At 60.3% G+C, this 25,156-nt stretch carries 24 protein-coding genes and 4 pseudogenes; 16 read left to right on the top strand and 12 right to left on the bottom strand.

From position 1 onward, the window contains the following. Nucleotides 1–162: 162 nt before the first annotated feature. Complete coding sequence (locus tag AC0V2S_RS11760; protein WP_475509898.1) at nucleotides 163–939, top strand: ferredoxin--NADP reductase; 777 nt, start codon at nucleotides 163–165, stop codon at nucleotides 937–939. Nucleotides 940–1,052: 113 nt separating this feature from the next. Here the strand turns inward: AC0V2S_RS11760 and AC0V2S_RS11755 are convergent, their stop codons facing one another. Next, complete coding sequence (locus AC0V2S_RS11755; protein WP_475509897.1) at nucleotides 1,053–2,375, bottom strand: aminotransferase class III-fold pyridoxal phosphate-dependent enzyme; 1,323 nt, start codon at nucleotides 2,373–2,375, stop codon at nucleotides 1,053–1,055. A 325-nt stretch (nucleotides 2,376–2,700) separates the two neighbouring features. On the opposite strand from AC0V2S_RS11755, the gene AC0V2S_RS11750 reads away from it, so the two are divergent. After that, a complete protein-coding gene (locus AC0V2S_RS11750) occupies nucleotides 2,701–3,492 on the top strand; it encodes an aldolase (protein ID WP_475509896.1) in 792 nt (263 codons plus the stop codon). An 88-nt stretch (nucleotides 3,493–3,580) separates the two neighbouring features. On the opposite strand, the gene urtE is transcribed toward AC0V2S_RS11750, so the two are convergent. From urtE to AC0V2S_RS11720, 6 genes and pseudogenes are all read right to left on the bottom strand, one after another. Then, nucleotides 3,581–4,279 (bottom strand): urea ABC transporter ATP-binding subunit UrtE, encoded by a 699-nt coding sequence (urtE, locus tag AC0V2S_RS11745; protein WP_475509895.1) that lies wholly within the window; start codon nucleotides 4,277–4,279, stop codon nucleotides 3,581–3,583. 144 nt (nucleotides 4,280–4,423) lie between these two features. Then, nucleotides 4,424–5,284: an urea ABC transporter ATP-binding protein UrtD gene (gene urtD / locus AC0V2S_RS11740; RefSeq protein ID WP_475509894.1), complete on the bottom strand. Its 861-nt coding sequence runs from the start codon at nucleotides 5,282–5,284 to the stop codon at nucleotides 4,424–4,426. Next, the gene (gene urtC / locus AC0V2S_RS11735; RefSeq protein ID WP_475509893.1) at nucleotides 5,284–6,363 is read right to left on the bottom strand and encodes an urea ABC transporter permease subunit UrtC; all 1,080 of its coding nucleotides are present in this window, start codon (nucleotides 6,361–6,363) and stop codon (nucleotides 5,284–5,286) included. Before urtC ends, urtD begins: the two co-directional genes overlap by 1 nt. Next, nucleotides 6,360–7,941, bottom strand: a pseudogene (gene urtB, locus AC0V2S_RS11730) (urea ABC transporter permease subunit UrtB). Before urtB ends, urtC begins: the two are co-directional and overlap by 4 nt. Before the next feature lie 207 nt (nucleotides 7,942–8,148). Further along, nucleotides 8,149–8,726: pseudogene (locus AC0V2S_RS11725) on the bottom strand (transporter substrate-binding protein). Next, nucleotides 8,723–9,284: pseudogene (locus AC0V2S_RS11720) on the bottom strand (transporter substrate-binding protein). The pseudogenes AC0V2S_RS11725 and AC0V2S_RS11720 overlap by 4 nt, the downstream one beginning before the upstream one ends. 892 nt (nucleotides 9,285–10,176) lie before the next feature. Here AC0V2S_RS11720 and AC0V2S_RS11715 point away from each other — a divergent pair. The 4 genes from AC0V2S_RS11715 to AC0V2S_RS11700 all read left to right on the top strand — a co-directional run bounded on the left by AC0V2S_RS11715 (nucleotide 10,177) and on the right by AC0V2S_RS11700 (nucleotide 13,047). Beyond that, nucleotides 10,177–10,959: a hypothetical protein gene (locus AC0V2S_RS11715; protein ID WP_475509892.1), complete on the top strand. Its 783-nt coding sequence runs from the start codon at nucleotides 10,177–10,179 to the stop codon at nucleotides 10,957–10,959. 69 nt (nucleotides 10,960–11,028) lie between these two features. Continuing rightward, the gene (locus tag AC0V2S_RS11710) at nucleotides 11,029–11,619 is read left to right on the top strand and encodes a hypothetical protein (protein ID WP_475509891.1); all 591 of its coding nucleotides are present in this window, start codon (nucleotides 11,029–11,031) and stop codon (nucleotides 11,617–11,619) included. An 18-nt stretch (nucleotides 11,620–11,637) separates the two neighbouring features. Next, complete coding sequence (locus AC0V2S_RS11705) at nucleotides 11,638–12,396, top strand: N-acetylmuramoyl-L-alanine amidase (protein WP_475509890.1); 759 nt, start codon at nucleotides 11,638–11,640, stop codon at nucleotides 12,394–12,396. Nucleotides 12,397–12,408: 12 nt separating this feature from the next. Further along, complete coding sequence (locus AC0V2S_RS11700; protein ID WP_475509889.1) at nucleotides 12,409–13,047, top strand: glycoside hydrolase family 19 protein; 639 nt, start codon at nucleotides 12,409–12,411, stop codon at nucleotides 13,045–13,047. A 1-nt stretch (nucleotide 13,048) separates the two neighbouring features. On the opposite strand, the gene AC0V2S_RS11695 is transcribed toward AC0V2S_RS11700, so the two are convergent. Both AC0V2S_RS11695 and AC0V2S_RS11690 read right to left on the bottom strand, forming a co-directional pair. After that, complete coding sequence (locus tag AC0V2S_RS11695) at nucleotides 13,049–13,912, bottom strand: methyl-accepting chemotaxis protein (RefSeq protein WP_475509930.1); 864 nt, start codon at nucleotides 13,910–13,912, stop codon at nucleotides 13,049–13,051. Then, nucleotides 13,907–14,674 (bottom strand): annotated as a pseudogene (locus tag AC0V2S_RS11690) (MCP four helix bundle domain-containing protein); the annotation flags it as partial. The pseudogene AC0V2S_RS11690 and the gene AC0V2S_RS11695, both read right to left, overlap by 6 nt. A 150-nt stretch (nucleotides 14,675–14,824) precedes the next feature. On the opposite strand from AC0V2S_RS11690, the gene AC0V2S_RS11685 reads away from it, so the two are divergent. The 4 genes from AC0V2S_RS11685 to AC0V2S_RS11670 all read left to right on the top strand — a co-directional run bounded on the left by AC0V2S_RS11685 (nucleotide 14,825) and on the right by AC0V2S_RS11670 (nucleotide 18,443). Beyond that, nucleotides 14,825–15,844: a class I SAM-dependent methyltransferase gene (locus AC0V2S_RS11685; RefSeq protein ID WP_475509888.1), complete on the top strand. Its 1,020-nt coding sequence runs from the start codon at nucleotides 14,825–14,827 to the stop codon at nucleotides 15,842–15,844. A 41-nt stretch (nucleotides 15,845–15,885) separates the two neighbouring features. Beyond that, the gene (locus AC0V2S_RS11680; protein WP_475509887.1) at nucleotides 15,886–17,076 is read left to right on the top strand and encodes a GAF domain-containing sensor histidine kinase; all 1,191 of its coding nucleotides are present in this window, start codon (nucleotides 15,886–15,888) and stop codon (nucleotides 17,074–17,076) included. Nucleotides 17,077–17,100: 24 nt separating this feature from the next. After that, a complete protein-coding gene (locus tag AC0V2S_RS11675; protein WP_475509886.1) occupies nucleotides 17,101–17,799 on the top strand; it encodes a glutathione S-transferase N-terminal domain-containing protein in 699 nt (232 codons plus the stop codon). 110 nt (nucleotides 17,800–17,909) lie between these two features. Continuing rightward, nucleotides 17,910–18,443: an N-acetyltransferase family protein gene (locus AC0V2S_RS11670; protein ID WP_475509885.1), complete on the top strand. Its 534-nt coding sequence runs from the start codon at nucleotides 17,910–17,912 to the stop codon at nucleotides 18,441–18,443. Here AC0V2S_RS11670 and AC0V2S_RS11665 read toward each other — a convergent pair. Continuing rightward, a complete protein-coding gene (locus AC0V2S_RS11665; RefSeq protein WP_475509884.1) occupies nucleotides 18,440–19,279 on the bottom strand; it encodes a LysR family transcriptional regulator in 840 nt (279 codons plus the stop codon). The genes AC0V2S_RS11670 and AC0V2S_RS11665 overlap by 4 nt on opposite strands. 113 nt (nucleotides 19,280–19,392) lie before the next feature. Here AC0V2S_RS11665 and AC0V2S_RS11660 point away from each other — a divergent pair, with 113 nt between their 5' ends. The 6 genes from AC0V2S_RS11660 to AC0V2S_RS11635 all read left to right on the top strand — a co-directional run bounded on the left by AC0V2S_RS11660 (nucleotide 19,393) and on the right by AC0V2S_RS11635 (nucleotide 23,745). Next, nucleotides 19,393–20,097: a haloacid dehalogenase type II gene (locus AC0V2S_RS11660; protein WP_475509883.1), complete on the top strand. Its 705-nt coding sequence runs from the start codon at nucleotides 19,393–19,395 to the stop codon at nucleotides 20,095–20,097. 124 nt (nucleotides 20,098–20,221) lie between these two features. Then, nucleotides 20,222–21,106 (top strand): hypothetical protein, encoded by an 885-nt coding sequence (locus AC0V2S_RS11655; protein WP_475509882.1) that lies wholly within the window; start codon nucleotides 20,222–20,224, stop codon nucleotides 21,104–21,106. 166 nt (nucleotides 21,107–21,272) lie between these two features. Then, complete coding sequence (locus AC0V2S_RS11650; protein ID WP_340664077.1) at nucleotides 21,273–21,563, top strand: hypothetical protein; 291 nt, start codon at nucleotides 21,273–21,275, stop codon at nucleotides 21,561–21,563. 97 nt (nucleotides 21,564–21,660) lie between these two features. Next, nucleotides 21,661–22,002 carry an FKBP-type peptidyl-prolyl cis-trans isomerase gene (locus tag AC0V2S_RS11645; RefSeq protein WP_475509881.1) on the top strand — a complete coding sequence of 114 codons (342 nt, stop codon included), beginning with the start codon at nucleotides 21,661–21,663 and terminating at the stop codon, nucleotides 22,000–22,002. 79 nt (nucleotides 22,003–22,081) lie between these two features. Next, nucleotides 22,082–22,834 carry a sulfite exporter TauE/SafE family protein gene (locus tag AC0V2S_RS11640; RefSeq protein WP_475509880.1) on the top strand — a complete coding sequence of 251 codons (753 nt, stop codon included), beginning with the start codon at nucleotides 22,082–22,084 and terminating at the stop codon, nucleotides 22,832–22,834. After that, the gene (locus AC0V2S_RS11635; RefSeq protein ID WP_475509879.1) at nucleotides 22,831–23,745 is read left to right on the top strand and encodes a DMT family transporter; all 915 of its coding nucleotides are present in this window, start codon (nucleotides 22,831–22,833) and stop codon (nucleotides 23,743–23,745) included. Before AC0V2S_RS11640 ends, AC0V2S_RS11635 begins: the two co-directional genes overlap by 4 nt. Before the next feature lie 126 nt (nucleotides 23,746–23,871). Here AC0V2S_RS11635 and AC0V2S_RS11630 read toward each other — a convergent pair whose 3' ends face one another. Beyond that, on the bottom strand, nucleotides 23,872–24,414 hold the full coding sequence (locus AC0V2S_RS11630; RefSeq protein WP_475509878.1) for a hypothetical protein: 543 nt from the start codon (nucleotides 24,412–24,414) through the stop codon (nucleotides 23,872–23,874). Between the two features lie 74 nt (nucleotides 24,415–24,488). Next, nucleotides 24,489–25,040: a TetR/AcrR family transcriptional regulator gene (locus tag AC0V2S_RS11625; RefSeq protein ID WP_475509877.1), complete on the bottom strand. Its 552-nt coding sequence runs from the start codon at nucleotides 25,038–25,040 to the stop codon at nucleotides 24,489–24,491. Nucleotides 25,041–25,156: the final 116 nt, after the last annotated feature.

Below are 25,156 nucleotides of genomic sequence, written 5' to 3'. Positions count from 1 at the left end.
GGGGCTCCCTGGTTTTTGTTGTGTGCCCACACTCTGCCGTTTGGCCGGAGGCGTCCATGGCTTACGCGGCCAATGCGTTGTCTAAAACCCTATGCTTTGCGGGTATTGCCGGGCGCCACTTTGCGCGACACTGCTTCCTCGGCTCTGACAGGACCTGTGTGTATGACCGCAAGCGACGAAAAATTCACCCGCGAAACCCTGCTGGACGTGCGGCCCTGGTCGCCGACCCTGTTCAGCCTGCGCACCACCCGTGACGCGGGCTTTCGTTTCCGCGCCGGCCAGTTCGCCCGCTTGGGCGTGCAGAAGGCAGACGGCAGCGTGGTGTGGCGCGCCTATTCGATGCTGTCGGCGCCCCATGACGAGCACCTGGAATTCTTTTCCATCGTGGTGCCGGGCGGCGAGTTCACCAGTGAGCTGAGTCGGTTGCAGGTGGGCGATGAGCTGTTGGTCGAACGTCAGGCCGTGGGTTATCTGACCCTCGACCGCTTTGTCGATGGCCGCGACTTATGGCTGATCGGCACCGGCACGGGGTTGGCGCCGTTCTTGTCGATTTTGCAGGACTTCGAGGTGTGGCAGCGCTATGAACGCATCGTGCTGGTGTACAGCGCACGCACGGCGACCGAGCTGGCTTATCAAGACTTGATTGCCGGGCTGATGCAGCGTGAATACCTGGCCGAATACGCCGACAAGTTTGTGTATGTGCCGATCGTGACCCGTGAAGAGGTGCCCGGTGCATTGCATGGGCGGGTGACGGGGCTGATTGCCAATGGCGAGCTGGAAAAGGCCGTGGGCCTGGAACTGACGCCGGAGCATTCGCGGGTGATGTTGTGTGGCAACCCGCAGATGATTGATGACTGCAGAGCGGTGTTGAAGACACGGGATATGCAGTTGAGTTTGACCCGTCGGCCAGGGGCGGTTGCGGTGGAAAACTATTGGTGATCTGCGCACCTGGGTCCCCGCCTTCGCGGGGACGACGGTGATCTACCTACCTCCGTCATTCCCGCGCAGGCGGGAATCCAGGTGCGCTGTGCTATCGCCTTACGCGTACGTTTTCAAGCCGCGTGTTTAGCCGAAAACTCGCCAATCACCTCATCAAAAATCGCCAACGCCTGCGCCACTTGCGCCGGGTTCACGATGCACGGCGGCACCACGTGAATGCGGTTTTCCACGATAAAGGTGAGCAGGCCACGGGCCTGGAACGCCGCTTTCATCTGCGCCATCACCGGCGCTGCCAATGGGGTTTTCTGTTTCCGGTCGCTGACCATTTCCAATGCCCAGAACAGCCCGATACCGCGTGCTTCACCAATCAACGCATGCTTGGCCGCCAGCGCCTTGAGACCCGGGCCGAGGTGTTCCTGGCCGATCATGCGCGCATTGTCGACGATGCCTTCTTCGGCCATCACATCCAGGGTCGCGACGATGGCGGCCATGGCCAGCGGGTGGCCGGAGTAAGTCAGGCCGCCTGGGAAAAAACGGTTCTCGTAGAACTCGGCAATCGGCTGGGAAATCAGCACGCCGCCGGCTGGTACATAGCCTGAGTTCACGCCCTTGGCGAAGCAGATCAGGTCGGGCACCACATCAAAATTATCCATCGCCAGCCAGGCGCCGGTACGGCCAAACCCGGCCATCACTTCATCCAGAATCAGCAGCATGCCGAACTCGGTGGCCAGGGCGCGAACCCCTTCCATATAGCCTTTTGGCGGCACCAGAATGCCAGCGGTGCCGGGCACACTTTCCATCAGGATGGCGGCGATGGAGCTCGGGCCCTGGCACTCAATCACGCGGCGCAGGTGTTGCAACGCGCGCTCGCATTCTTCCTCTTCGGTGGTCGCGTAGAACTCGGTGCGGTACAGGTAGGGGTTGAAGAAATGCACGTGGCCACGGGCGAACTCGTTGGGCACGCGGCGCAGGTCGCCGGTGGCGGCAATCGCCGAACCGGTGCTGCCGTGGTAGGAGCGGTAGGCCGAGAGAATCTTGTCGCGCCCGGTGAATTGGCGGGCCATGCGCATGGCGTTTTCGTTGGCGTCAGCGCCGGCATTGGTGAAGAACACTTTGCTGAAGTTGCTCGGCGCATGGGACAGGATGCGCTTGGCAGCTTCACCGCGCATCAGGTTGGCGGTGGCCGGGGCCACGGTGACAAGCGAGCCGGCTTGGGCCTGAATGGCGGCGATCACTTTGGGGTGCTGGTGGCCGATATTGGTGTTGACCAGCTGGCTGCTGAAGTCCAGGTACTGGGTGCCGGCGTAATCCCACAGCGTGCAGCCTTCGCCACCGGCGATGACCAACGGGTTGAGGGCGCTCTGGATCGACCAGGAATGGAACACGAATTGACGGTCGAGGGCGTGGACGTATTCGTTGGTGATGTCGGTGCTCATGGCGGACCTCGCAAGGTGGGCGGTGGAATGGGGCCACCTTAGAAATAAACGGCGCTGGGGTCGTAGGGCCAGATGGGGGGAATGGGTGGGTCAGGGTTCTTCGTTTTCAGGTTGCCCTCTCCCTAGCCCCTCTCCCGTGAACGGGAGAGGGGGACTAATCGCGGTCTGCCTGTCTCCCCTCGCCCGCCTGCGGGAGAGGGGCCGGGGGAGAGGGCCGAATCCACCGCCAATCCATCTGGCCCACCCATATTCCCCATCTGCCCCTACTCATTCCCCGCCACCCCGCTAGGCTTACCCCAATCGCCCTTCACCCAGGAACCCCAACATGGCCCACGCCTTCGAACTCAACCGCGCCCCCGCCGCCGAGGTGCTGGCCGCCGACCTCAACACCCCCGCCATCCGCGAAGCCCGAATCGACCTGGCGGCCTGCTTTCGCATGGCCGCGCGCCTGAGCATGGGCGAGGGCATCTGCAACCACTTCTCCGTGGTGCTGCCGGGCCACCCCGAACTGTTTCTGGTGAACCCTTATGGCTTGGCCTTTTCCGAGGTCACCGCCTCGTCGCTGCTGATCTGCGACTTCAACGGCCGCGTGGTATTGGGTGAGGGCAAACCAGAAGCCACGGCGTTTTTTATCCACGCCCAATTGCACCGCCTGAACCCACGCGCCACTGCGGCCTTCCACACCCATATGCCCAACGCCACGGCGCTGTGCATGCTCGAAGGCGAACCGTTTGTGTGGGCCGGGCAAACGTCACTGAAGTTCTATGGGCGCCTGGCGGTGGACGAGCACTACAACGGGCTGGCGCTGGACAATGCCGAAGGCGAGCGCATTGCTCGCGCGGCGGGGGATGCCGATGTGGTGATGCTAAAAAACCATGGCCCGCTGGTGCTGGGGCCAAGCATTGCCGAGGCGTGGGACGACCTCTACTACCTGGAGCGCGCCGCCGAGGTGCAGCTAAAGGCCATGAGCAGCGGGCGGCCGTTGAAGGCCGTGGCCCATGAGATTGCGAGTGCGGCGAGCCAGCAGATGTTGATCGGCAATGCCGAAAGTGCGCGGTTGCATCTGGATAGCGTTAAACGCCAACTGGCGAAAACCGAAGCGGAGTTCGCTAACTGATGGCTTTTTGTGGGAGAGGCTTCAGCCTCGATTAGGCAAACACTGAAGTTTGCAGGAATCGAGGCTGAAGCCTCTCCCACAGGGTTTTTTAGATGGCCACGAGGCCGCGAACACCGTCGGCTTCCATGGTTTCGCCACGGCCTTGCTGCACGATCTCACCGCGTGACATCACCAGATACTGGTCCGCCAGCTCTGCCGCAAAATCGTAAAACTGCTCCACCAGCAAAATCGCCATATCGCCACGGGCCGCGAGTTTTTTAATCACCACGCCAATCTCTTTGATCACCGAGGGCTGAATGCCTTCGGTGGGTTCGTCGAGAATCAGCAGGCGCGGGTTGCTGGCCAGTGCGCGGCCAATCGCCAATTGCTGTTGCTGGCCGCCAGAGAGGTCGCCGCCGCGGCGCTGTTTCATTTCTTTCAGCACCGGGAACAGCTCGTAGATAAACGCCGGCACTTCCTTGGCTTGCGAGCCGGGAAAGCGCGACAGGCCCATCAGCAGGTTTTCTTCCACGGTCAGGCGGCCGAAAATTTCCCGGCCTTGCGGCACATAAGCAATGCCGGCGTGCACGCGCTGGTGCGGCTTGAAGCCGGTGATGGCTTTGCCTTCCCACTGCACGGCGCCTTCCTTGGAAGGAATGAGGCCCATCAGGCATTTGAGCAGGGTGGTTTTGCCCACGCCGTTACGGCCCAGCAGGCAGGTGACTTCGCCGACTTTGGCGTCGAACGAGAGGCCGCGCAGGATGTGGCTGCCGCCGTAGAACTGGTGAAGCTTTTCGACTTGTAGCATATGGGTGTCCTTATTTCCGTGCTCGTGCGAGGGACTAAAACCCTCACCCTAGCCCTCTCCCGCAAGCGGGCAGAGGGGACTGATCGCGATCGGCTGGTCTCCCCTCTACCGCTTGCGGGAGAGGGGCTGGGGGTGAGGGGCTTTTCAGCGCCCCAGATAAACCTCAATCACCCGCTCATCGGCTTGCACATCCGCCAGCGACCCTTCGGCCAGCACGCTGCCCTGGTGCAATACGGTCACGTGGTCGGCAATCGAGCCCACAAAGCCCATGTCGTGTTCCACCACCATCAGCGAGTGCTTGCGCGCCAGGCTCTTGAATAGCTCGGCGGTGAATTCGGTTTCGGCGTCGGTCATGCCGGCCACTGGTTCATCGAGCAACAGCAGTTGCGGGTCTTGCATCAGCAACATGCCGATTTCGAGAAACTGTTTCTGCCCGTGGGACAGCAACCCGGCGGTGCGATGGCGGGAGCTTTCCAGCTTGATGGTGCTGAGCACTTCATCGATGCGGTCGCGTTGCTCGCCGCTGAGTTTGGCGCGCAGGCTGGCCCATACCGATTTGTCGGTTTTTAGCGCGAGTTCGAGGTTTTCGAACACGCTCAGCGCTTCAAACACCGTAGGCTTTTGGAACTTGCGGCCTATGCCGGACTGGGCGATCTGCACTTCGCTCATGCGGGTGAGGTCCAGGGTTTCACCGAAATACGCCTTGCCGTTATCGGGCCGGGTCTTGCCGGTGATCACGTCCATCATGGTGGTTTTGCCGGCGCCGTTGGGGCCGATGATGCAGCGCAGTTCACCCACGCCGATGTACAGGCTGAGGTTGGTCAGGGCCTTGAAGCCGTCGAAGCTGACGTTGATGTCTTCCAGGGTCAGGATGGTGCCGTGGCGCACATCCAGCCCCGGCCCGGCAGCACGGCCGAGGCCCAGCGAATCACGGCTGGTGCCGGCGTCGCTGTTGGGGTCGTAGGCAGGTTCGAGCATAAATTCGGGTACCGGAGTGGCGCGCATTATTGTTCCCCCTTCTTACGTAGCAGGCCGATCACGCCTTTGGGCAGATACAGCGTCACCACGATAAACAAGGCCCCCAGGGCGAACAGCCAATACTCGGGAAAGGCCACGGTGAACCAGCTCTTCATGCCGTTGACGATACCGGCGCCGAGGATCGGGCCGATCAGGCTGCCACGGCCGCCGAGGGCGACCCATACGGCGGCTTCGATGGAGTTGGTCGGCGACATTTCGCTGGGGTTGATAATGCCCACCAGCGGCACATATAACGCTCCGGCCAGGCCGCACAACACGGCGCTCAGCACCCAGATAAACAGCTTGTAACCGCGTGGGTCGTAGCCGCAGAACATCAGGCGGTTTTCGGCATCGCGCAGCGCCGTCAGCACCCGGCCAAATTTGCTTTTCGCCAAGCGCCAACCGAGCAGCAAGCTGCAGGCGAGTAGCGCGACGATAGCCAGAAACAACGTGGTGCGGGTGCCTTGAGAGGTGATATCGAAACCGAGAATGGTGCGGAAGTTGGTAAAGCCGTTGTTGCCGCCAAAGCCGGTTTCGTTGCGGAAAAACAGCAGCATGCCGGCGAACGTCAGGGCCTGGGTCATGATCGAGAAGTACACGCCCTTGATCCGCGAGCGGAAGGCGAAGAAGCCGAACACCAGGGCCAGCAAGCCCGGCGCCAACACCACCAGGCACATGGCCCAGAGGAAGTGCTGGGTACCGGTCCAGTACCAAGGCAGTTCGGTCCACGACAGAAACACCATAAAGGCCGGCAGGCCGTCACCGGCGCTTTCGCGCATCAGGTACATGCCCATGGCGTAACCGCCGAGGGCAAAAAACAGACCGTGGCCCAGCGACAGCAAACCGGCGTAACCCCACACCAGATCGAGCGCCAGCGCGACGACGGCATAGCAGAGAATTTTGCCGACCAGGGTCAGGGTGTAGGCCGAAACCTGCAGCGGATTGTCGGCCGGCAGCAGGTGCAGCAGCGGCAGAATGATCAGGATGGCGAGCACCACGGCACCGATGCCGAGGGTCAGTTTGGGGCCGGCTTTCTGCGCCAGCGTAAGGCTGATTGGCTGGTTCAATCGATCACCCGACCTTTAAGTGCAAAGAGGCCCTGCGGACGTTTCTGAATAAACAGAATGATCAACGCGAGGATAAGGATCTTGCCCAGTACGGCGCCGATCTGTGGTTCCAGAATCTTGTTGGCGATGCCCAGGCCGAAGGCGGCCATCACGCTGCCGGCCAACTGGCCGACACCGCCGAGCACCACCACCAGGAACGAGTCGATGATGTAGCTCTGGCCGAGGTCCGGGCCGACGTTGCCGATCTGGCTCAGGGCGACGCCGCCGAGGCCCGCAATGCCGGAGCCGAGGCCAAAAGCGAGCATGTCCACGCGGCCGGTGGGCACGCCGCAGCAGGCGGCCATGTTGCGGTTCTGGGTAACGGCGCGCACGTTCAGGCCCAGGCGGGTTTTGTTCAGCAGCAGCCAGGTGAGCACCACCACGAACAACGCAAAACCGATGATGACCATGCGGCTATACGGCAATACCAGATTCGGCAGCACTTGCACGCCGCCGGACAGCCAGGCCGGGTTGGCCACTTCGACGTTCTGCGCGCCGAACACCACGCGCACCAGTTGAATCAGCATCAGGCTGATGCCCCAGGTGGCCAGCAGGGTTTCCAGCGGGCGGCCGTAGAGGTGACGAATCACCGTGCGTTCCAGCGCCATGCCGATGGCGGCGGTGACGAAGAACGCCACGGGTAAGGCCACCAGCGGATACAGCGCGAGAAAGTCGGGGGCGAAGCGTTGGAAGAGGATTTGCACCATGTAGGTGGAGTAGGCACCGAGCATCAGCATCTCGCCGTGGGCCATGTTGATCACGCCGAGCAGGCCGAAGGTGATCGCCAGGCCGAGGGCGGCCAGCAGCAGAATCGAACCCAACGACAAACCGCTAAAAGCCTGACCGAGCAGCTCGCCCATCAGCAGCCGGCGTTTTACTTGCGCCAGGCTGGTTTCGGCGGCAGTGCGCACGCCGGCATCGGTTTCCACGGCGGGTCGAGCAGAGTTTCCAGGCGGGTGCGGGCCAGCGGGTCGCCGGTTTCGCCGAGCAGGCGCACGGCGGCCAGGCGAATGGCCGGGTCGGCGTCGATCAGCTGCAGGTTGGCCAGTGCCAGGGAGAGGGCGTCGCGCACAGTGTCGTCGTCTTCACTGGCAACCCGCGCATTGAGCAATTCGAGCTGCGCCGGTTTGGCGCTTTTTTGCAGTTGCTGGGCGGCGGCCAGGCGGATGGCCGGCTCTTTGGCGAGCAACTGATGGCTGGCCTGGGCAGTGCTGATCAGGCCGCGCAGGCGGTTATTCAGCGGCAGCTTTTTCGGCGTGGAGGCCGGTTGAGCATCGCCGCCTTCAGCGGCTTGCCAGCCGGTGTCGGTTTGAATAAAGGGTGCCTTGTTGCTATCGCTGGCCAGTTGGCCTTTTTGCAGGGCCTCGATCAGCGCCAGGCGATTGGCATCCGGGTGCGCCGACCAGGTTTCCAGCAGGGTGGCCTGCTGAGCGGGTTGGCGGCAACGAAATCGGCTGCATCGCCGGCCTGGGCAGTGGGCGCCAGGAGCGTAAGCAGCAGCGTGAAAAGAGGGGTAAGGCGGAGCAGGGCAGTGAGCATGTAAGCGTCCTTGAAGGTCGTGCCGGACGGGGGAGGGCAATGGGTGATGTGGACGCAACACCGTCGTCCCAGCGCAGGCTGGGACCCAGGTACGGAGATCGGTCGGCTGACACGGTTCCCCTGCACGATTCTGGGTTCCTGCCTGCGCAGGAACGACGGGGGTTGGGTGAGGGAGTTCCTACTCAACCCACGTCCAGCACAATTGCCTTACTTCGACTTAACCGCGTAATCCGGCTTCTTGTCGTTACCCGGGATGTACGGGCTCCACGGCTGAGCACGCACCGGACCTTCGGTCTGCCACACCACGTTGAACTGACCGTTGTCCTGCACTTCACCGATCATCACCGGCTTGTGCAGGTGGTGGTTGGTTTTGTCCATGACCATGGTGTAGCCATCTGGCGAGACGAATTCCTGACCGGCCATGGCTTCACGCACTTTGTCGACGTCGGTGGTACCGGCTTTGTTAACCGCCTGCGCCCACATGTTGATGCCCACGTAGGTGGCTTCCATCGGGTCATTGGTGACCGCGGTCTGGTAGTTCGGCAGGTTTTTGGCCTTGGCGTAAGCCTTCCAGGCCTCTACGAATTCTTGTTGGTGGGGTTATCCACCGACTGGAAGTAGTTCCAGGCGGCCAGTTGGCCCACCAGCGGCTTGGTGTCGATGCCGCGCAGTTCTTCTTCGCCGACCGAGAAGGCCACAACCGGGGTTTCGGTAGCTTCGATGCCCTGGTTGCCCAGTTCTTTGTAGAACGGCACGTTGGAGTCGCCGTTGACGGTGGAGATCACCGCAGTCTTGCCACGGCGGCGAACTTCTTGATGTTGGCCACGATGGTTTGATAGTCGCTATGCCCGAACGGGGTGTAGACCTCTTCGATGTCCTTGTCGGCCACGCCTTTGCTGTGCAGGAACGAGCGCAGAATCTTGTTGGTGGTGCGCGGGTAGACGTAGTCGGTACCGAGCAGGAAGAAACGCTTGGCGGCGCCGCCGTCTTCGCTCATCAGGTATTCAACAGCCGGAATGGCTTGCTGGTTTGGCGCGGCGCCGGTGTAGAAGACGTTCGGCGACATTTCTTCGCCTTCGTACTGCACGGGTAGAACAGCAGGCCGTTCAGTTCTTCGTAACCGGCAGTACCGATTTGCGCGACACCGAAGTCCAGCAACCGAAGGTGACGGCCACTTTGTCTTTGGTCAGCAGCTGGCGGGCTTTTTCCGCGAACAGCGGCCAGTTGGAGGCCGGATCGACCACCACAGGCTCAAGCTTCTTGCCGAGCACGCCACCTTTGGCGTTGATCTCGTCGATGGTCATCAGCGCCATGTCTTTGAGCGAGGTCTCGGAGATGGCCATGGTGCCGGACAGCGAGTGCAGAATGCCGACCTTGATGGTCTCGGCGGCTTGCAAGGTATACGGGAACAGGCCGCTAAGCAGCAGGGTACTGGCGGCGAGGGTAGCTTTGAGGAACGGGCGGCGTTTCATCGGGGAAGCTCCTGGGCGGTCCGTGCACATCACTTGGAAGGCAGATTGGTTCTTATCGGTTGGCAAACGGTTGTCGCGGCAAAAGGGATGCTGCGTCAAACCCGGTGTTGATCAACACACATGTCCCGTCTAAGCACATGTTGCGTCAAAGCAATGGCAGCATCCGTGCCAAATCGCGCAAACCCCGTGCTGGTGCGGCTGACTGCCCTCTCAGGTTTTCCGTGCTAGCAATCCTTGCGCTTTATTGGTGCATTTTTTGGCGTTTTTTAAGCTGCGGGCGCTTTTGTGTTCTGTTTTGTCGCTTTCAGAACACAAAGCCGATGCTTTTAGTTGCATTTAGGTCGGAGTGGCACCTCCTGAGCGCGGCGCAAAACGGCGAGTCAATGCTAGATTTTCTAGTAGCACCAATGGGTTAGCTGGGGATTACGAGTGACAGTAACGAGCGGGACGAAAGCCTGACGAATTGAGCGCGTCCCCTCGAGCCGAAACCTCTGTTGCTTGGCTGTATATGCATAAAGTTGTATTTGCACCCTCATCCAGGACGGAGTGTTCCTTTATTTTCCGGCGCTCTGAGCGACTCGCCGATTGAGCTGACGCTTTCGTGGTTTCAGGCGGCTATAAGAACTTTCTGGGTGGTTCTTCGGAGTCAGGTGATTTGATCGCGCAGTAATCCTTATTACTTTCTTTTCAGCAACGCGCCAGCCGGCGTGCCTCGATATAACCGATATCGGTTTGTCGTTAACTACTGAAAAGGAGTCTCCTAATGGGTCATTCACCGTCAATCAAAGAACTGGAGAGCAAGGAAGACGATTACCGCGCCTATATCAATAAAATCGAACAGGACTTGGAGTCGAAGGCGAAAAAGTACAGCGATGACATGCAGGGCAAGATCGCCACGTATTACAAAGACAACGATTACGACAAAACAGACTTTATATCCGGCCGTAATGCCGACTTTATGCAAGCGTCAGAGTGGTCGTTGGCGAATGTCAAAAAGATCATAGATTCCATTGCCAAAGCAGTGTTTGGCGGCTCAGGTAAAGCACCTGAAGGCACCGAGGTCAAGAAAGTAGACCTGGGCAAATCGATTGCCGAACTGTCTGACCTCGAAGTGTATGTGGCGGGCAAATGTTTTGAAGTATTAGGCGGCATCATCGAAAGCTTCGGCAGCTCCACCACCGTCTCCTTCAACTCTTCCTACAAAAGCCAGCCGCTGGGCAATGGCATGCATCTTTTCGCCACTGTCGTGTGTGATTCCTACCAATCCCACAGTTTTTTCGAAAACCAGGAGATCTACCAGTATCTCTATATCTATGAAGTGAAGTATTCGGTCGGTGAAGCGCAAACCCAGGCGAAGGTAGAACTCACCAAGCTGTACGAAGATCAGATCGTCACCTTTACCCAGAAGGTTGAAGACCTGCTGGCGCAATTGCAAGACGACAAAATTACGCCCGAGCAATACGAGTCGAACTCCGAGATCTACAACACACTTATCGCTGCAAGCGAACAGAAGTTGGCCGATCTTCGCAAGAAAACACCAGCCTGATAGTCAGCGGCTTAACCAGCAGTTCGATTTATCGGGTTGCTGTTCTTATTGAGTGAGGAGAATACAGCGATGAAGTATGAAATAGCGTTTTGGCGGGTACCTTCGCCAGTGGTCAAACAAGGTAAGTACTCCAGTGTGATTGAGGATCGGGGCGTACTGAAAAAAGCTATCGCCGACAGCAACAACAATTATCTGTTCAGCGAAGCCGGCGCGGGTATACAGCCGCTGGCCATCATTGGTACGCGTGAGGAAATTACCGCGTACTTGATTGACAAAAAAGGCCAGAAGGTAATTAACAAAGTTGGCTCATTGCCAGACATCTATATGGGAGTTTCTCCCTATGTGCCGGGTGATCGCTTCAAAGGTCTGTTTCCGGCCAATGACTTCGGCATTCAGCTATTCAGCCAACTGGCCAAGTTCTTTCCTGATGTGGCCAAGCTCAACGTACCCACGTTTGTCGAAGCCGCTGGCCTGCCGGGAGACGCCAAGGAATTGTTCGGGGTGCTGGAGAAATTCAACAAAGAAAAGGGCGAGTCGCTGGGCAACCTGGTTTATCTGAAGCTGACTTATCTGCCTGAAGACGGCATGACCAAAGTGGCCTCACATGAGATTTCGTTCGCCTCCGTTCTCAACCTGCTCAACGTTGCGAAGAAAAAGTAATCGGTGCCCGGAGGCCTTATGAATATCGACAACACCAGCTACCGAGCCCAAGCCTTTGAAAGCCGCATTCGCTTTCTGGTGATGCATTACACCGTGGGTGACTTCGAGCAGTCTGTTGCCGAGCTGACTGGGCCTCTGGTCAGCGTCCAATACGTAGTGCCAGACCCTACCGATCCGAGCTATCGGCAAGCAGGGTTTACGGATGTGCGGGTGTTCAATCTGGTTGACGAAAAAGACCGCGCCTACCATGCCGGCCTCAGCAGCTGGCGTGGGCGCACTAATCTGAACGACACTTCGATTGGCATCGAAATTGTCAATACCGCCCACGATGGTGAAGCTGGCGAAATCATTTTCGTGCCCTACAACCATGTCCAGATTCAAGCGGTAAAAGAACTGGCGGCAGATATCCTGCGCCGCTATCCAGCCATCGAGCCCATCAACGTGGTGGGCCATTCCGATATCGCCCCCACTCGCAAGAGCGACCCAGGCCCGATGTTTCCTTGGTACGAACTGTACAAGGCCGGTGTCGGCGCCTGGTATGAAGAAAAAACCAAAGCCCGCTATCTGCGGCAGCTCGGGTTGAGTGGTGTAGACCCACGCGACGTTGTGCAACAGCTCGGCCGTTACGGCTACGACACCTCCATAGCGACTGGCGCCGACGGCATCAAAGCTTTGCTGCGGGCGTTTCAAATGCACTTTCGGCCGAGCAATTACGACGGCGTGCTGGATGTGGAAACGGCGGCCATTCTGGCGGCGCTGGTGGAAAAATACTGCTGAGGGCCGAACGCTATGTTGATTACTGAAGCGCAACTGTTGCGTATTTTTCCGAAGGGGCAAGATGTAGTCGGCGCCTTCGTCGCTGATTTGAATGAGGCCATGGCCGTGTATGAAATCAACACGCCCGCACGTATCGCCGCCTTTATCGCCCAGGTGGGTTTTGAGAGCGCGCAGTTTAGCCATTTGGTCGAACTGCTGAGCTATAGCACAGAGCGTTTGGCCACCTTATGGCCAAACCGTTTCTGTGGCTCGGACGGTAAGCCCAATGCGTTGGCGATGGCATTGGGAGGCAGGCCAGAGGATATCGCCAATTGGGTATATGCCAGCCGTTTGGGCGATGGACCACCGGAGTCGGGGGAGGGCTGGCGGTTTCGCGGGCGGGGGCTGATTCAGCTCACCGGGCGCAGTAATTACCAGCAAGCGGGGACAGCGCTCCAGGTCGATCTGGCGGCCAATCCTGAGCTACTGGAGCAACCCAAGTATGCGTGTCTGTCGGCCGCCTGGTTCTGGTCGGTGCATGGCCTTAACGAGTTGGCCGATAAGGGCGACTTCAAGTCGATTACGCTACGAATCAACGGCGGCTTGAACGGCTATGACCTGCGCGCAGCCCTGTGGGAGACTGCGCGCAAGTCATTGTGTAGCGCCGTGTAGGTTACAACGTAAAGCGGTTGACCAGGCTGTTGAGGTCAACGGCCAGGCGCGACAAATCTTGGCTGGCGGCGCTGGTTTCATGGGCGCCGGCCGAGGTTTGCTGAGCCAGGTCGCGAATATTCACCAGGTTACGGTCCACCTCACGGGCCACCTGAGCCTGTTCTTCCGAAGCGCTGGCGATCACCAGGTTGCGTTCGCTGATATGGCTGATGGCGTCGGTGATTTCGGCTAGCGCGGCGCCCGCCGCGCGGGCCAGTTCCAGGGTGCTGTTGGCGCGGTGAGTGCTGCTTTGCATGGCATTCATGGCTTGATCGGTGCCTTGCTGAATACCGCTGATCATCGCCTCGATTTCCTGGGTCGACTGCTGGGTGCGATGCGCCAGGGCACGCACTTCATCGGCAACCACCGCAAAACCACGCCCGGCATCGCCGGCACGAGCGGCTTCGATGGCGGCGTTAAGGGCCAGCAGGTTGGTTTGCTCGGCAATCGAGCGAATCACATCGAGCACCTTGCTGATGTCGCGCACCTTGGTGGCCAGCTCTTCCACGTGCTCGGCAGTGCTGGACACATCGCCAGCCAGGTCGCTGATCGAATTGACGGTCTTGTTCACCTGGTCCTGGCCAAGCCGCGCGGTGCGGTCCGAGGCGTTGGAGGCTTCGGACGTGGCCACGGCATTGCGCGCCACCTCATCGACGGCGGCGGTCATTTCATTCACGGCCGTGGCCGCTTGTTCGATTTCGTTGTTTTGCTGGTGCAGGCCGCGGCTGGAGTCTTCCGTTACGGCGTTCAGTTCTTCGGCGGCGGACGCCAACTGGTCGGAGGACTGGGCGATCAGGTGAATGGTGTCTTTCAGGCTTTGTTGCATGGCGAACAGGGAGCCGAGTAACAGCGCCGGTTCGTCGATGCCGTTGACCACTATACGTCCGGACAGATCGCCCTTGGCCACGGTAGCGGCGGCGGTCATCGCTTCATTCAATGGGTGCACAATACTGCGAGTCAGCAACACCGCGAGAATGCCGGTGAGGGCGGCGGCGACCAACATAAACGCCACCACCACCATCACGGCGGCGTCATAGGAGGCCGCGGATTTCTTCGCCTCGGTCGCGGCTTGCTGGCGGTTGATCTCCATCAGCTTTTCCAGCTCGGTACCCAGCCCATCGGAATAGGTTTTGTATTCGCCGGCGAGGAAGGCCTTCATCTCCTCCACTTTGTCCTGGCTGGAGAGCTGAGCCAGCTTGGCGTTGGCGTCGTAGTACTTGTCGAGCAGCGCTTTGAACGACTTGTACTGCTCGGTTTCTGCTCCCGGGCTGATCAGTGGCTCGTAGGTGGATTGGGCCTGATGCAACTGCGCCACCAGCTCGTTTTCACGGCTGATCACGGCCTGCAATTGGTTGCCTTCGCGCTCCACGATAAACCGGAAGGCGATGATGCGCAGGCGCAGCATTTTTTCGTTGATGGTGCCCAGCGCCGCATAGCTGGGCATGCTGTTTTCGTTGAGGTCCACCGTTGTGGCACGGATGTCCTTCATTTTGCCGAGGGCAAACAGCCCCAACAGCACCACTAACAGGGCAACCAGCGAGAAGCTGAGAATGGCCCGTGGCGCGATCTTCAAACGGCGTAAAAACATGGCAGAACACCTCGTTGTTGTTAGTGCGAACAGCCACTGGCTTCGCCTGCGCTATCCACCTATAGCTGGTTATCGTCAAACACGGCGCGAACATGAGCCGGTGCCGCTTTGCGTTTACACTGCGCCATTCCCGATCCGCGATAAGCCGTTATGCACAGCCAAGCCCTTGCTTCACTCCAGCAGCACCTGCTCACCGAACTCGACGGCGACTTGAGCCACGCCCGGCGTCTGTTCCATGGCCGCGGTTTACGTTGGCCTGGGTTGGAAGAGATCACCGTGGACTGGCTGCAAGGAGTGGTACTGGTGTGCCTGTTTCGCCAGCCCGAAGATGGCGAGCTGGCTTCGCTCAAAACCTTGTTGCAGAGCCTGGCACAGACCCCCGCCTGGCAGCGTGCGCAGGCGCACAGCCTGCTGGTGCAGCATCGCTACAAAGAAGGCGACGGCAAAGCCCCCGCGCTTAATCCTCCCGTCCCTGTCACTCAGAGTAGCCGGGCCGAATGGATTGTGGGCGAGCCCCACAACGAATGGTTTATCAGCGAAGACGGCCTGCGCTTTCAGCTGGATTTGGGCCAGAAGCAGAACACCGGCCTCTTTCTCGATATGCGCTACGGCCGCCGCTGGGTGCGCGCACAAGCCGAAGGCAAGCGGGTGCTTAACCTGTTCGCGTATACCTGTGGCTTTTCGGTAGCGGCAATTGCCGGCGGTGCCAGCCAGGTGGTGAACCTGGATATGGCCAAAGGCGCACTCAACCGCGGCCGCGACAACCATCGTTTGAACCAGCAGGAGCTGAGCCGGGTGAGTTTCCTCGGCCATGAGCTGTTCAAGTCCTGGAGCGCGGTGAAACGTTATGCGCCCTATGACCTGATCATTATCGACCCGCCGACCTTCCAGAAGGGCAGCTTTGCGCTGACCCAGGACTACGCCAAAATCCTGCGGCGCCTGCCCGACCTGCTCAACCCCAATGGCCAGGTGCTGGCCTGCGTGAACGACCCGCATATCGGCCCGGATTTCCTCTTGGCCGGCATGGCCGAAAACGCGCCCGCGCTGCAGTTCGAGCAACGCCTGGAAAACCCGCCCGAGTTCGCCGATGTGCATGAACATGGTGGCCTCAAGGCATTGGTGTTTCGCTTGGTCGGCGAGGCACAGAACACCAGCGCAGATGGCGAGTAAAAGGCTTAAGCTGCGCTGCGAATTACAAGCTTGGAGGGTGTATGGCGGACATAGATAAGCGCGCGGAAATCGACGCCATTGCGGCCATCAATGCGGTGCCGGAGATTCTTCAAGTGGTGATTCGCACCACCGGCCTGCGCTTTGCCGCCGTCGCCCGGGTGACCGACAGCCACTGGATGGCCTGTGCGGTTCACGACCTCATCGACTTCGGCCTGCGCCCGGGCGATGAGCTGGTGCTGGAGTCGACCATCTGCAACGAGATCCGCCAGCACCACCAGCCGGTGATCTTTGGTCATGCCAGCCAGCACCCGGTGTTTTCCACCCACCACACGCCCAAGCAATACGGCTTTGAAAGCTACGTGTCGATTCCCATCGTGCGCGCCAACGGCGAGTTCTACGGCACGCTCTGCGCGCTGGACCCCAACCCCAGCACCTTTGACGAACACGTTGTCGGCCAGACCCTCGGCCTGTTGGCGCAACTGATCGCCAGCAACCTCGACCTGCACCAACGCCTGCAAGATACCGACCGCGCCCTGCACAGCGAGCGTGAAACCGCGTTGCTGCGCGAGCAATTTATTGCCGTGCTTGGCCATGACCTGCGCACGCCGTTGAACGCGGTGCGCCTGGCCGCGGATCTGTTGGAAAAGAAACCGCTCGATGAATCGGCGCGGCGTCTGGCCGGTTTGATTCAAAGCAGTGCGGCGCGCATGGGCGACCTGATTGCCGATGTGCTGGATTTTGCCCGTGGCCAGTTGGGCGAGGGCATTGATCGCCGGCTGGAGCCGTCGAGCACCCTGGTGCCTTGGCTGCTGCAAGTGGTGGCCGAATCGCAGGCAGGCAAAAGCGGCGCGCCTATCGTTTGCCAAATCGACGTGCCGACTGCGGTGAGTTGCGACCGTGCGCGCATCGGCCAACTGCTCACCAACCTGTTGGCCAACGCCATCACCCACGGTGACCCGCTGGCCACCATCGATGTGCTTATTGCCGTGGAGGGCGACGATCTTGTGCTCAGTGTGCGCAACCAGGGTTCGAGCATTCCGGCCGAGCTGTTGCCTCTTATTTTTCAGCCGTTCACCCGTGGCCAAGGCGGCCAGCCGCGTGAAGGGTTAGGCCTGGGTTTGTATATTTGCGCGCATATCGCCAAGGCCCATCAGGGCGAATTGAGCGTCACGTCCAGCACCGCCCTCGGCACCTGTTTTACCCTGCGTTTTCCGTTGAATATTCCCGCTTGAACTGCCCGTAGTAAGGAGCACCGCATGCCTGACTTGTCCGCGTTCCCGATCACCGCCAAATGGCCCGCGCAGCACCCCGAGCGCATTCAGCTGTATTCGCTGCCCACGCCCAACGGCGTGAAAGTGTCGATTCTGCTCGAAGAAACCGGCCTGGCCTACGAGTCGCATAAGGTGCGTTTTGACCAGAACGACCAGCTCTCGCCAGAATTTCTCTCGCTGAACCCGAACAACAAGATTCCCGCCATCATCGACCCCAATGGTCTTGACGGTAAGCCGTTGGAGCTCTTCGAATCCGGCGCGATTCTGCTTTATCTGGCCGAGAAAGCTGGCGCGTTTATTCCGAAGGATGCAGCGGGTCGCTACCAGACGATTCAATGGCTGATGTGGCAAATGGGCGGTATCGGCCCGATGTTCGGGCAGGTGGGTTTCTTCAATAAATTCGCCGGCAAAGAGTACGAAGACAAACGCCCGCGCGACCGTTATGTCGGCGAAAGCAAACGCCTGCTGGGCGTGCTGGATCAGCGGCTCCAAGGGCGTGAGTGGATCATGGGAGACGCGTACAGCATTGCTGATATCGCGACCTTTCCGTGGATACGCAACCTGATTGGCTTCTATGAGGCGGGCGATCTGGTGGGCATCAATAATTTCCCGGAAGTGAACCGCGTGCTGGCTAAATTCCTCGAGCGCCCGGCGGTAATCAAAGGCCTGACCATTCCTGAATAAACGTTCGTAGGAGCGAGCTTGCTCGCGAAGCGTTTGATCTGAAGAGCGCCTTTTCCAGGGTTCGCCAGCAAGCTGGCTCCTACAAAATCCAACGGAGTTCGGATTTTTTTATGCGTAACGCTCCAACCATCCGCGACGCCTACGACACCGATATGCCCGCCGTACAGGCCATCTACGCCCACCACGTACTGACCGGCATCGCCAGCTTCGAACTGCAACCACCGACCCTGGAAGAACTGCTGCGCCGCCGCGCCGACGTGCTGGTGAATGGCCTGCCGTATCTGGTGGCCGAGCTGGAAGGCGAGGTGGTCGGCTACGGCTACGCCACCCTCTACCGCCCGCGCCCGGCCTACGGCAATACGGTGGAAGACTCGGTGTATGTGCGCGACGGCATGGGTGGCCGTGGCATTGGCCAGGCGCTGCTCGCCGAGGTCATCGACCGCTGTATCGCCAATGGCCGCCGGCAGATGGTGGCTGTGATTGGCAACAGCGAAAACCATGGCTCCATAGCCTTGCACACACGCTTGGGTTTTCGGCTGGTCGGCGTATTTGAAGCCGTCGGTTTCAAGCACGGCCGCTGGGTGGATACCGTGTTGATGCAACGCAGCCTGGGCGACGGCGCCACGACGTTGCCCGATGCCTAAGCGCCCATGATCTGGTCCTGCAACAGGGCCAGCAATTCCCGTTGCAAGGCGGTGACCACGCCGCCGCTGACCAGCGCCAACTCGCTGGGCGCCAATGCTGGCAGGTCTTCGCAGACCACGTGCTCGGCCAGTACGGCGCTTTCTGGCAGCACCGAAATCGCTAGCCCGGAGGCCACGGCCGCTTGAATGCCGGTGAGGCTATGGCTGCCAAACGCGATGCGCCATGGCCGCTTGGCTTTATCCAGACTGCGAATGGCCCGCTGCCGGTAAATGCAGCCTTGCGGGAATAACGCCAGCGGTAGCGGTTGGTTGTCGAACGCCGCCTGCTGCCCCTTCACCCACACCAACTGCTCCGGCCAACTGGCCAGGCAATCGCCACTGCTCGGTTCACGTTTGAGCAGGGCGATATCCAGCTCGCCGCTGGCCAGTTTATGGCGCAGGTCGATGCTCATGCCGCTCACCGTTTCCAACCGCGCTTCGGGCCGGGCCTGGCTGAAGGCGGCGAGCAGGGCGGTCATGCGCTGTGCGTCGAAGTCCTCCGGCACGCCTAGGCGCAAGGGTTGCAGGGTGCCGTCGCTGGCTAGCGCTTCTTCGGCTTCCTGGGCCAGGCCGAGCAATCGCCGCGCGTAGTGGGCCAGTAGCTCGCCTTGCGCTGTGGGCGTTACCTGATTGCCGCTGCGGTCGCGCAGCAGCAGGCAATGGCCCACGCTGTCTTCCAGGCGTCGCACCTGCTGGCTGACCGTCGACTGGGTGCGGTGCACGCGCTCGCCAGCGCGGGTAAAGCTGCCTTCGTCCACCACGCAGACCAGAGTGTTGAGCAATTCGAGGTCGAGCATGGTGGCTACCTGCATAGTTGTTAAGGCACTAAGGTGGAGAGGTTAATTTAATTTAACACTATCGAATAGCGCTCTTATGCTGCCCACTCCTTCCTGATTTGCGGAGTTGCGCCATGTCTCTAGACCCTTCGCCAAGGCCCTTGTGGCTGACCTTCGATTGTTACGGCACCTTGATCCAGTGGGACGAGGGTTTGCTGGCAGCCGTACAAAAAATGCTCAGCAAACGCCCCGACCATACGGTGCAGCCGCAACGGTTTATCGAGGTGTACGACCACCATGAACATGCGCTGGAGCAAACGCCGCCGCATCGTTCGTTCCGCCAGGTGACGCGCGAAGGGTTGCGCCTGGCGATGGAGGAATTGGGCTTGCCGTCCAGTCCTGCAGACGGCGAGTTGCTGGCCGACAGCATCTCGGCGATGCCGCCGTTTGCCGAGGTGCCAGCGGCGTTAAAGCAACTCAAGGCCATGGGCTTCAAGTTGTGCATCGTTTCCAACACCGACGACGACATCATTGCCGGCAACGTGGCGCAGTTGGGTGGCCATATCGATCGGGTGATCACCGCCCAACAAGCGGGTGCATACAAGCCCAATCCTCGCCTGTTCGACTACGCCCACGAGATGCTCGGTGTTGCTCGGGAAGAGGTGGTGCATATCTGCGCCAGCCCCCATCTTGACCACGCCGCCGCCCGTGATATGGACTTTCGCTGTGTGTGGGTAGATCGCGGCACGGGCCGCCAATTGCTGCCGGACTATCGCCCCGACGCCACGGTTGCAAAACTCGACCAGGTGCCTGAATTGTTCCAATCGCTGGGCTGGTAGTCGCTGCAAAAAAACGCAGCGTGCTTAAAAAGCCTGAACGAAACGACGCGCCTCACACTCAGTTTTGATAGGCCCCAGGAGAAACCAAAGGGGTTATCAAGCTCACAGGGTGAGGAAAACAATAATGCTCAATTCAGACGCTTACGTTGCTGCCTTGGATGAATCGTCTACTGCTTCCGGGGTTTCCTGGGCGGCAGTATTCGCAGGGGCTGTCGCTGCCGCGGCATTGTCTCTGATCCTCTTGTTACTGGGCTCGGGCCTGGGCTTCGCCGCTGTTTCGCCTTGGGCTGATAAAGGCTTGAGTGCGCAAGGGCTGGGAATTTCGGCCATCATCTGGCTCGCCTTCACGCAACTGGTCGCGGCCGCCATGGGCGGTTATCTGGCCGGTCGTTTGCGCAAGCAGTGGACCACGCTGCACAACGATGAGGTGTATTTCCGCGACACCGCCCATGGCTTCCTGGCTTGGGGTGTCGCCACCCTGGTCACCGCCACTCTGGTGGTTGGTTCGGTCAGCAGCCTGGTCAGCGGTACTGCCCAGGTCGGCGCCACGCTGAGCAATAGCCCAGCCACCGCACAAGTGGCCGACAACAGCCAAGACACCTACTTCATCGACACTCTGTTCCGCGATGACCGTGGTGCTCCGGTGACATCCGACGCTGCCCATGACGTGGCCGGCCGCATTTTCGCCCGCAACCTGGCGAGCGATAACGGCGCGCTGAACCCGGATGACCGTGCCTACCTCGCGCAACTGGTGGCACAACGCACCGACCTGAGCCAGGCCGATGCCCAGGCCCGTGTCGACAAAGTGTACGGTCAGGCCCACCAGGCTGTGGTCGACCTGAAAGTCGCTGCCGACGCTGCCAAGAAAGCTGCTGCACACGCCACTTTGTGGATGTTTGTGGCACTGCTGATTGGTGCTTTCGTGGCTGCCTTCACCGCGATCTACGGTGGCCGTCAACGTGATGCCGTCGTGATCATCGACGACCGTCGCACCGTGCCAGTTCGCTAAAACCGACCCCGCAAACAAGGAGAACAACGTGCCTGCCATTCTGCTCTGGTTACTCGGTGTCCCAATTCCACTGATCATCCTGCTGATCCTTATCTTCTAACCGCTGCATCCTGCTTGGGAGCGCCTGGTCATTGAGCCAGGCGCTTTCATTGAAAGGAGAACTCTTATGGCAACCGCCACGATTCATTACAAAACCGCTGGGCATCTGGCCTGTGGCCGTGACAGCCACCTGGCTTCCAGCACTGAATTAGCCCGTGTGAAATGCCGCACCTGCCGCAACACCGAGGCCTTTAAAACCGCACGCAAAGAGGCACGCAATTCTGCCCGGCGTGCCGCCCGCAAAGCCAAAGCCACCCACAACTCCCTCGACTGGCGCGCCGCCTGGCGTGAGCAGTTGGCTGCGTTGCCGGGGCATAACCGGCTGCCACGTGGGTTTGGCAGTCAGCCCTTCGTCTAGGGTTGTCAGGCGTCACCTTTCGGGCTCGGCAGGCAACTGTCGGGCCCGAATTGTTTGTGCAGTAGAATCGCGTTTTTTATTGGGCCAAGAGCACCCCATGAGCGACGAACTGCAGATTGAAGACGTGGTAATCGGCGACGGCAAAGCCGCGGTGAAAGGCGCGTTGATCACCACCCACTACCGCGGCTTTCTGGAAGACGGCAGCGAGTTCGATTCCTCCCATTCGCGGGGTAAACCCTTCCAGTGCGTGATCGGCACCGGTCGGGTGATCAAGGGGTGGGATGTGGGCTTGATTGGGATGAAGGTCGGCGGTACACGCACACTTGTTGTGCACGCGCACTTGGCGTACGGCGAACGCGGCATGGGGTCGCGAGTGCCGGTCAATGCCAATCTGCGGTTTGAAATCGAATTGCTGGAAGTGCTGACGCGGGACGATTGAGCGCCCGTACGGCCTTTGTCTAACCCGCGATCTTGAGCGGTCTGGTTATACTTCCGACCTTTGCAAGAGGAGGAGCGCGGTGCTCGATATCGCGATGTACGTAGTACTCGGTATGGCCATGGGCACGCTGGGTGGCTTGTTTGGGATTGGCGGCGGGCTGGTGACCATTCCCATCCTCGGCGTGTGGTTCAACCTCGATCAACAGCTTGCCCAAGGCACCGCGCTGTTGATGGTGTTGCCCAATGTGCTGCTGGCGCTGTGGCGCTATAACCAGCGCAATCGGGTGGCGCTGCGCAACGCGTTGATGCTGATTGTGCCGAGCTTCTTTCTCGCCTGGCTGACTTCGCTGTTTGCCGTGCGCCTCGACCCGCACGTGATGCGCGTCGCCTTTGTCGGGTTTCTGCTGGTGCTGGTGCTGTTCAACGTCGGGCAGATGTACTGGCAAAAAACCGCAGGCAGCACCCAGTTGCGCCACGAGAATCGCCTATGGCTGCTCGGCAGCCTGAGCGGCATTACCGGCGGCTTGTTCGGCGTAGGCGGCGGGGTGGTCGCCACGCCGCTGCTGACCAGCGTGTTCGGCGCCAGCCAGGTAGTGGCGCAGGGCTTGGCCCTGGCGCTGGCCGCACCGTCGACCGGCATTACCTTGATTACCTATGCCGTGCACGACCACGTCAATTGGGCGATGGGCGTGCCGTTGGCGGTCGGTGGTTTACTCAGTATCAGTTGGGGCGTGCGCATGGCGCATGCGTTGCCCGAGCGCGTGCTGCGCGCGTTGTTCTGCGCCTTCCTGCTGGTGTGCGGCGCGCTGCTGTTGTTCAAGGTGCAAGCATGACGCAACCGGCGCAGGAGCAGCGTTGGCATCACCTGTTTCCGCTGATCACCGTGCTGATCTGGAGCGGCAATACGCTGGTCACCAAGCTGTCGTCGGGACGTATCGCGCCGGCCTCCATCACCTTTTACCGCTGGAGCCTGGCCTTCGCATTGCTGTCGCTGTTTATGCTGCCCAGCGTATGGCGCGCGCGGCAGCAATTGCGCGCGTTGCTGCCGCAACTGTTCACCCTCGGCGTGCTCGGTATGTTGGTGTATCAGGGCCTGGCCTATTACGCCGCAAGTACCACCACGGCCACCAATATGGGCATTCTGCTGGCGCTGTCGCCGCTGCTGTCTTCGCTGTTTGCCAGCGTGTTGACCGACGACCGTCTGACCCAGGGCGCGTTAGTGGGCGGCGTGGTGTCGTTTGCCGGGGTGCTGTGGTTGATCAGCGGCGGCCAACCGCAGGCGCTGCTGCACTTTCACCTGAGCCCCGGCGATGCGCTGATGCTGGTGGCAGTAATGGCCAACGCCTTGTATGGCGTGCTGCTGCGTCGCTGGAATTTCGAGCTGAGCCGCTGGCTGCAACTCTATGTGCAGATCGGCTGTGCGCTGCTGTTTCTGACGCCGTGGTTTCTGCTCAGCGGGCCGTCGCCACTGACCGAAGAAAACCTGCCACTGGTGTTGTATGCCGGCACGTTGGCGTCGATTGGTGCGCCGTGGTTGTGGATCAAGGGTATTCAGAGTTTGGGCCCGGCGCGGGCCAGCCTGTATATGAACCTGATGCCGGTGATGGTCGCCGTGGCGGCCATGTGGCTGCTGGGCGAAACGCTGGGCCTGCATCACCTGGTGGGGGGCGGGTTGGCGTTGGCTGGGGTGTGGTTGGGGCAGACGTTGCGTAGGCCGTTGCGGGCCGTAGCCCCCTCTCCCTAACCCTCTCCCGAGGGGCGAGGGGACTAACCAGAGTTTGAGCAGCATACGTTTTTGCTACGTCTTACGCCGCCAGAGCTCCCCTCGCCCGCTTGCGGGAGAGGGGCTGGGGGAGAGGGCCTCGCGGTTTCAAACGTAAACGCTGATCCCCGCCTTGCTCTGCAACCAATCGCGGTACGTTTCCAGCGAGTCTGTCTGTTTGTCGCCGTTAAAGCCTGCCACCGACAGCGAGTCGGTCATGCCCTTGTCGATCAACTTCTGCACCTGCGGCAACAAGCTCGCGGCATCGTCGCGGCTCATGCTCGCTACATCCGGCAGTTGAATAGCGCTTTTGGCGCTTGCGCCCGAAGTGGCGGACTGGCTGGCACTGGTCTGCTCGCCGCCGGCCAGCGCGGTAAATAATCCACCACGAGACTGCGCAACGATGGCCGCGGCGTATTTGCGCAGATCGCCAATCGGGTCCTGGCTCGCTTCGCTGCTGGTATCCGTAGCCGTACCGGTGCCGGTGGTGGGCGTCTTGGTGCTGTCGCTGGAATCGGACTTGGAAATGGAGCTGATATAGCTCAGCAGCGAGAGGTTGCTCGATACGCTGGTCATGGGGGCATTGCCATTGGCTGAGTGATGCAGCACGGACTGCACATCACGGGCCAACTTTTCCGAAGGCTCTGGCACGTGGCTTTCAGCGAAATAAACCGCCTGCCAGGCGGCGCCGGCTTGCCAGTTGCGGCAAGCGTTTGCCGCTTCCCTTACGCCAGGCAGCTGAGCATCAACGCCTCGGCATGTGCTTCGCTCACCGGCTCGGTGGTGAACAGCAGGCGGTAGATCACCGGGGCCACAAAGCGGTCCATCACCAGGCAGGCAGAGGGGGCCGGTTCGCCACGGGCGAGGGCGCGGTCGAGCATCAACTGAATGAGGCTGCTGGTGTACGCGTAGCACTGGCAGGGCGAATCATTGCCGCCGCTGGCGAGCAGGTCGCGGACCATTGCCTGGCCGGGGCCGGAGGCCATCTCTTCACGGTATTGCTCGCCCCAGGCCAGCAGGTCGCCGCGCAGGCTGCCGGTGTCCAGCGGTTCACTTTCCGGGCGCAAACGCTCAACGGCCACATCCGCCAGCAGCGCGGGTAAATCACCCCAGCGTCGGTAGATGGTAGAGGGCGTTACGCCAGCGGCGGCGGCGATCATCGGCACGGTCACGTCGTCACGCTCACGCTCGGCCAGCAGGGCCTGCACCGCCTGGTGTACGGACTGTTGCACGCGGGCACTGCGGCCGCCCGGGCGAAGGGTTTCTTTGATGGCCATAATCGCCTTAACGCAAAGTATTTGCTTTAGTGGGTCGAAAGGTTCAGCATCGTAAAGGCTAAATATTAGCTTTTGAGGCCTCGAGATGATAGCCACTTCTGCAGCTCGCCGTTCAT

This window comes from Pseudomonas sp. CC11G, assembly GCF_056174845.1.
Note: the sequence above shows the minus strand (reverse complement) of the source record. Positions and strands in the feature narration are given on the sequence as shown.

What these genes read in the sequence shown, in the direction of transcription:
- AC0V2S_RS11760 (WP_475509898.1), top strand. Translation starts at nt 163, where the DNA reads ATGACCGCAAGCGACGAAAAATTCACCCGCGAAACCCTGCTGGACGTG.
- AC0V2S_RS11755 (WP_475509897.1), bottom strand. Translation starts at nt 2,375, where the DNA reads ATGAGCACCGACATCACCAACGAATACGTCCACGCCCTCGACCGTCAA.
- AC0V2S_RS11750 (WP_475509896.1), top strand. Translation starts at nt 2,701, where the DNA reads ATGGCCCACGCCTTCGAACTCAACCGCGCCCCCGCCGCCGAGGTGCTG.
- urtE (WP_475509895.1), bottom strand. Translation starts at nt 4,279, where the DNA reads ATGCTACAAGTCGAAAAGCTTCACCAGTTCTACGGCGGCAGCCACATC.
- urtD (WP_475509894.1), bottom strand. Translation starts at nt 5,284, where the DNA reads ATGCGCGCCACTCCGGTACCCGAATTTATGCTCGAACCTGCCTACGAC.
- AC0V2S_RS11715 (WP_475509892.1), top strand. Translation starts at nt 10,177, where the DNA reads ATGGGTCATTCACCGTCAATCAAAGAACTGGAGAGCAAGGAAGACGAT.
- AC0V2S_RS11710 (WP_475509891.1), top strand. Translation starts at nt 11,029, where the DNA reads ATGAAGTATGAAATAGCGTTTTGGCGGGTACCTTCGCCAGTGGTCAAA.
- AC0V2S_RS11705 (WP_475509890.1), top strand. Translation starts at nt 11,638, where the DNA reads ATGAATATCGACAACACCAGCTACCGAGCCCAAGCCTTTGAAAGCCGC.
- AC0V2S_RS11700 (WP_475509889.1), top strand. Translation starts at nt 12,409, where the DNA reads ATGTTGATTACTGAAGCGCAACTGTTGCGTATTTTTCCGAAGGGGCAA.
- AC0V2S_RS11695 (WP_475509930.1), bottom strand. Translation starts at nt 13,912, where the DNA reads ATGCAACAAAGCCTGAAAGACACCATTCACCTGATCGCCCAGTCCTCC.
- AC0V2S_RS11685 (WP_475509888.1), top strand. Translation starts at nt 14,825, where the DNA reads ATGCACAGCCAAGCCCTTGCTTCACTCCAGCAGCACCTGCTCACCGAA.
- AC0V2S_RS11680 (WP_475509887.1), top strand. Translation starts at nt 15,886, where the DNA reads ATGGCGGACATAGATAAGCGCGCGGAAATCGACGCCATTGCGGCCATC.
- AC0V2S_RS11675 (WP_475509886.1), top strand. Translation starts at nt 17,101, where the DNA reads ATGCCTGACTTGTCCGCGTTCCCGATCACCGCCAAATGGCCCGCGCAG.
- AC0V2S_RS11670 (WP_475509885.1), top strand. Translation starts at nt 17,910, where the DNA reads ATGCGTAACGCTCCAACCATCCGCGACGCCTACGACACCGATATGCCC.
- AC0V2S_RS11665 (WP_475509884.1), bottom strand. Translation starts at nt 19,279, where the DNA reads ATGCTCGACCTCGAATTGCTCAACACTCTGGTCTGCGTGGTGGACGAA.
- AC0V2S_RS11660 (WP_475509883.1), top strand. Translation starts at nt 19,393, where the DNA reads ATGTCTCTAGACCCTTCGCCAAGGCCCTTGTGGCTGACCTTCGATTGT.
- AC0V2S_RS11655 (WP_475509882.1), top strand. Translation starts at nt 20,222, where the DNA reads ATGCTCAATTCAGACGCTTACGTTGCTGCCTTGGATGAATCGTCTACT.
- AC0V2S_RS11650 (WP_340664077.1), top strand. Translation starts at nt 21,273, where the DNA reads ATGGCAACCGCCACGATTCATTACAAAACCGCTGGGCATCTGGCCTGT.
- AC0V2S_RS11645 (WP_475509881.1), top strand. Translation starts at nt 21,661, where the DNA reads ATGAGCGACGAACTGCAGATTGAAGACGTGGTAATCGGCGACGGCAAA.
- AC0V2S_RS11635 (WP_475509879.1), top strand. Translation starts at nt 22,831, where the DNA reads ATGACGCAACCGGCGCAGGAGCAGCGTTGGCATCACCTGTTTCCGCTG.
- AC0V2S_RS11625 (WP_475509877.1), bottom strand. Translation starts at nt 25,040, where the DNA reads ATGGCCATCAAAGAAACCCTTCGCCCGGGCGGCCGCAGTGCCCGCGTG.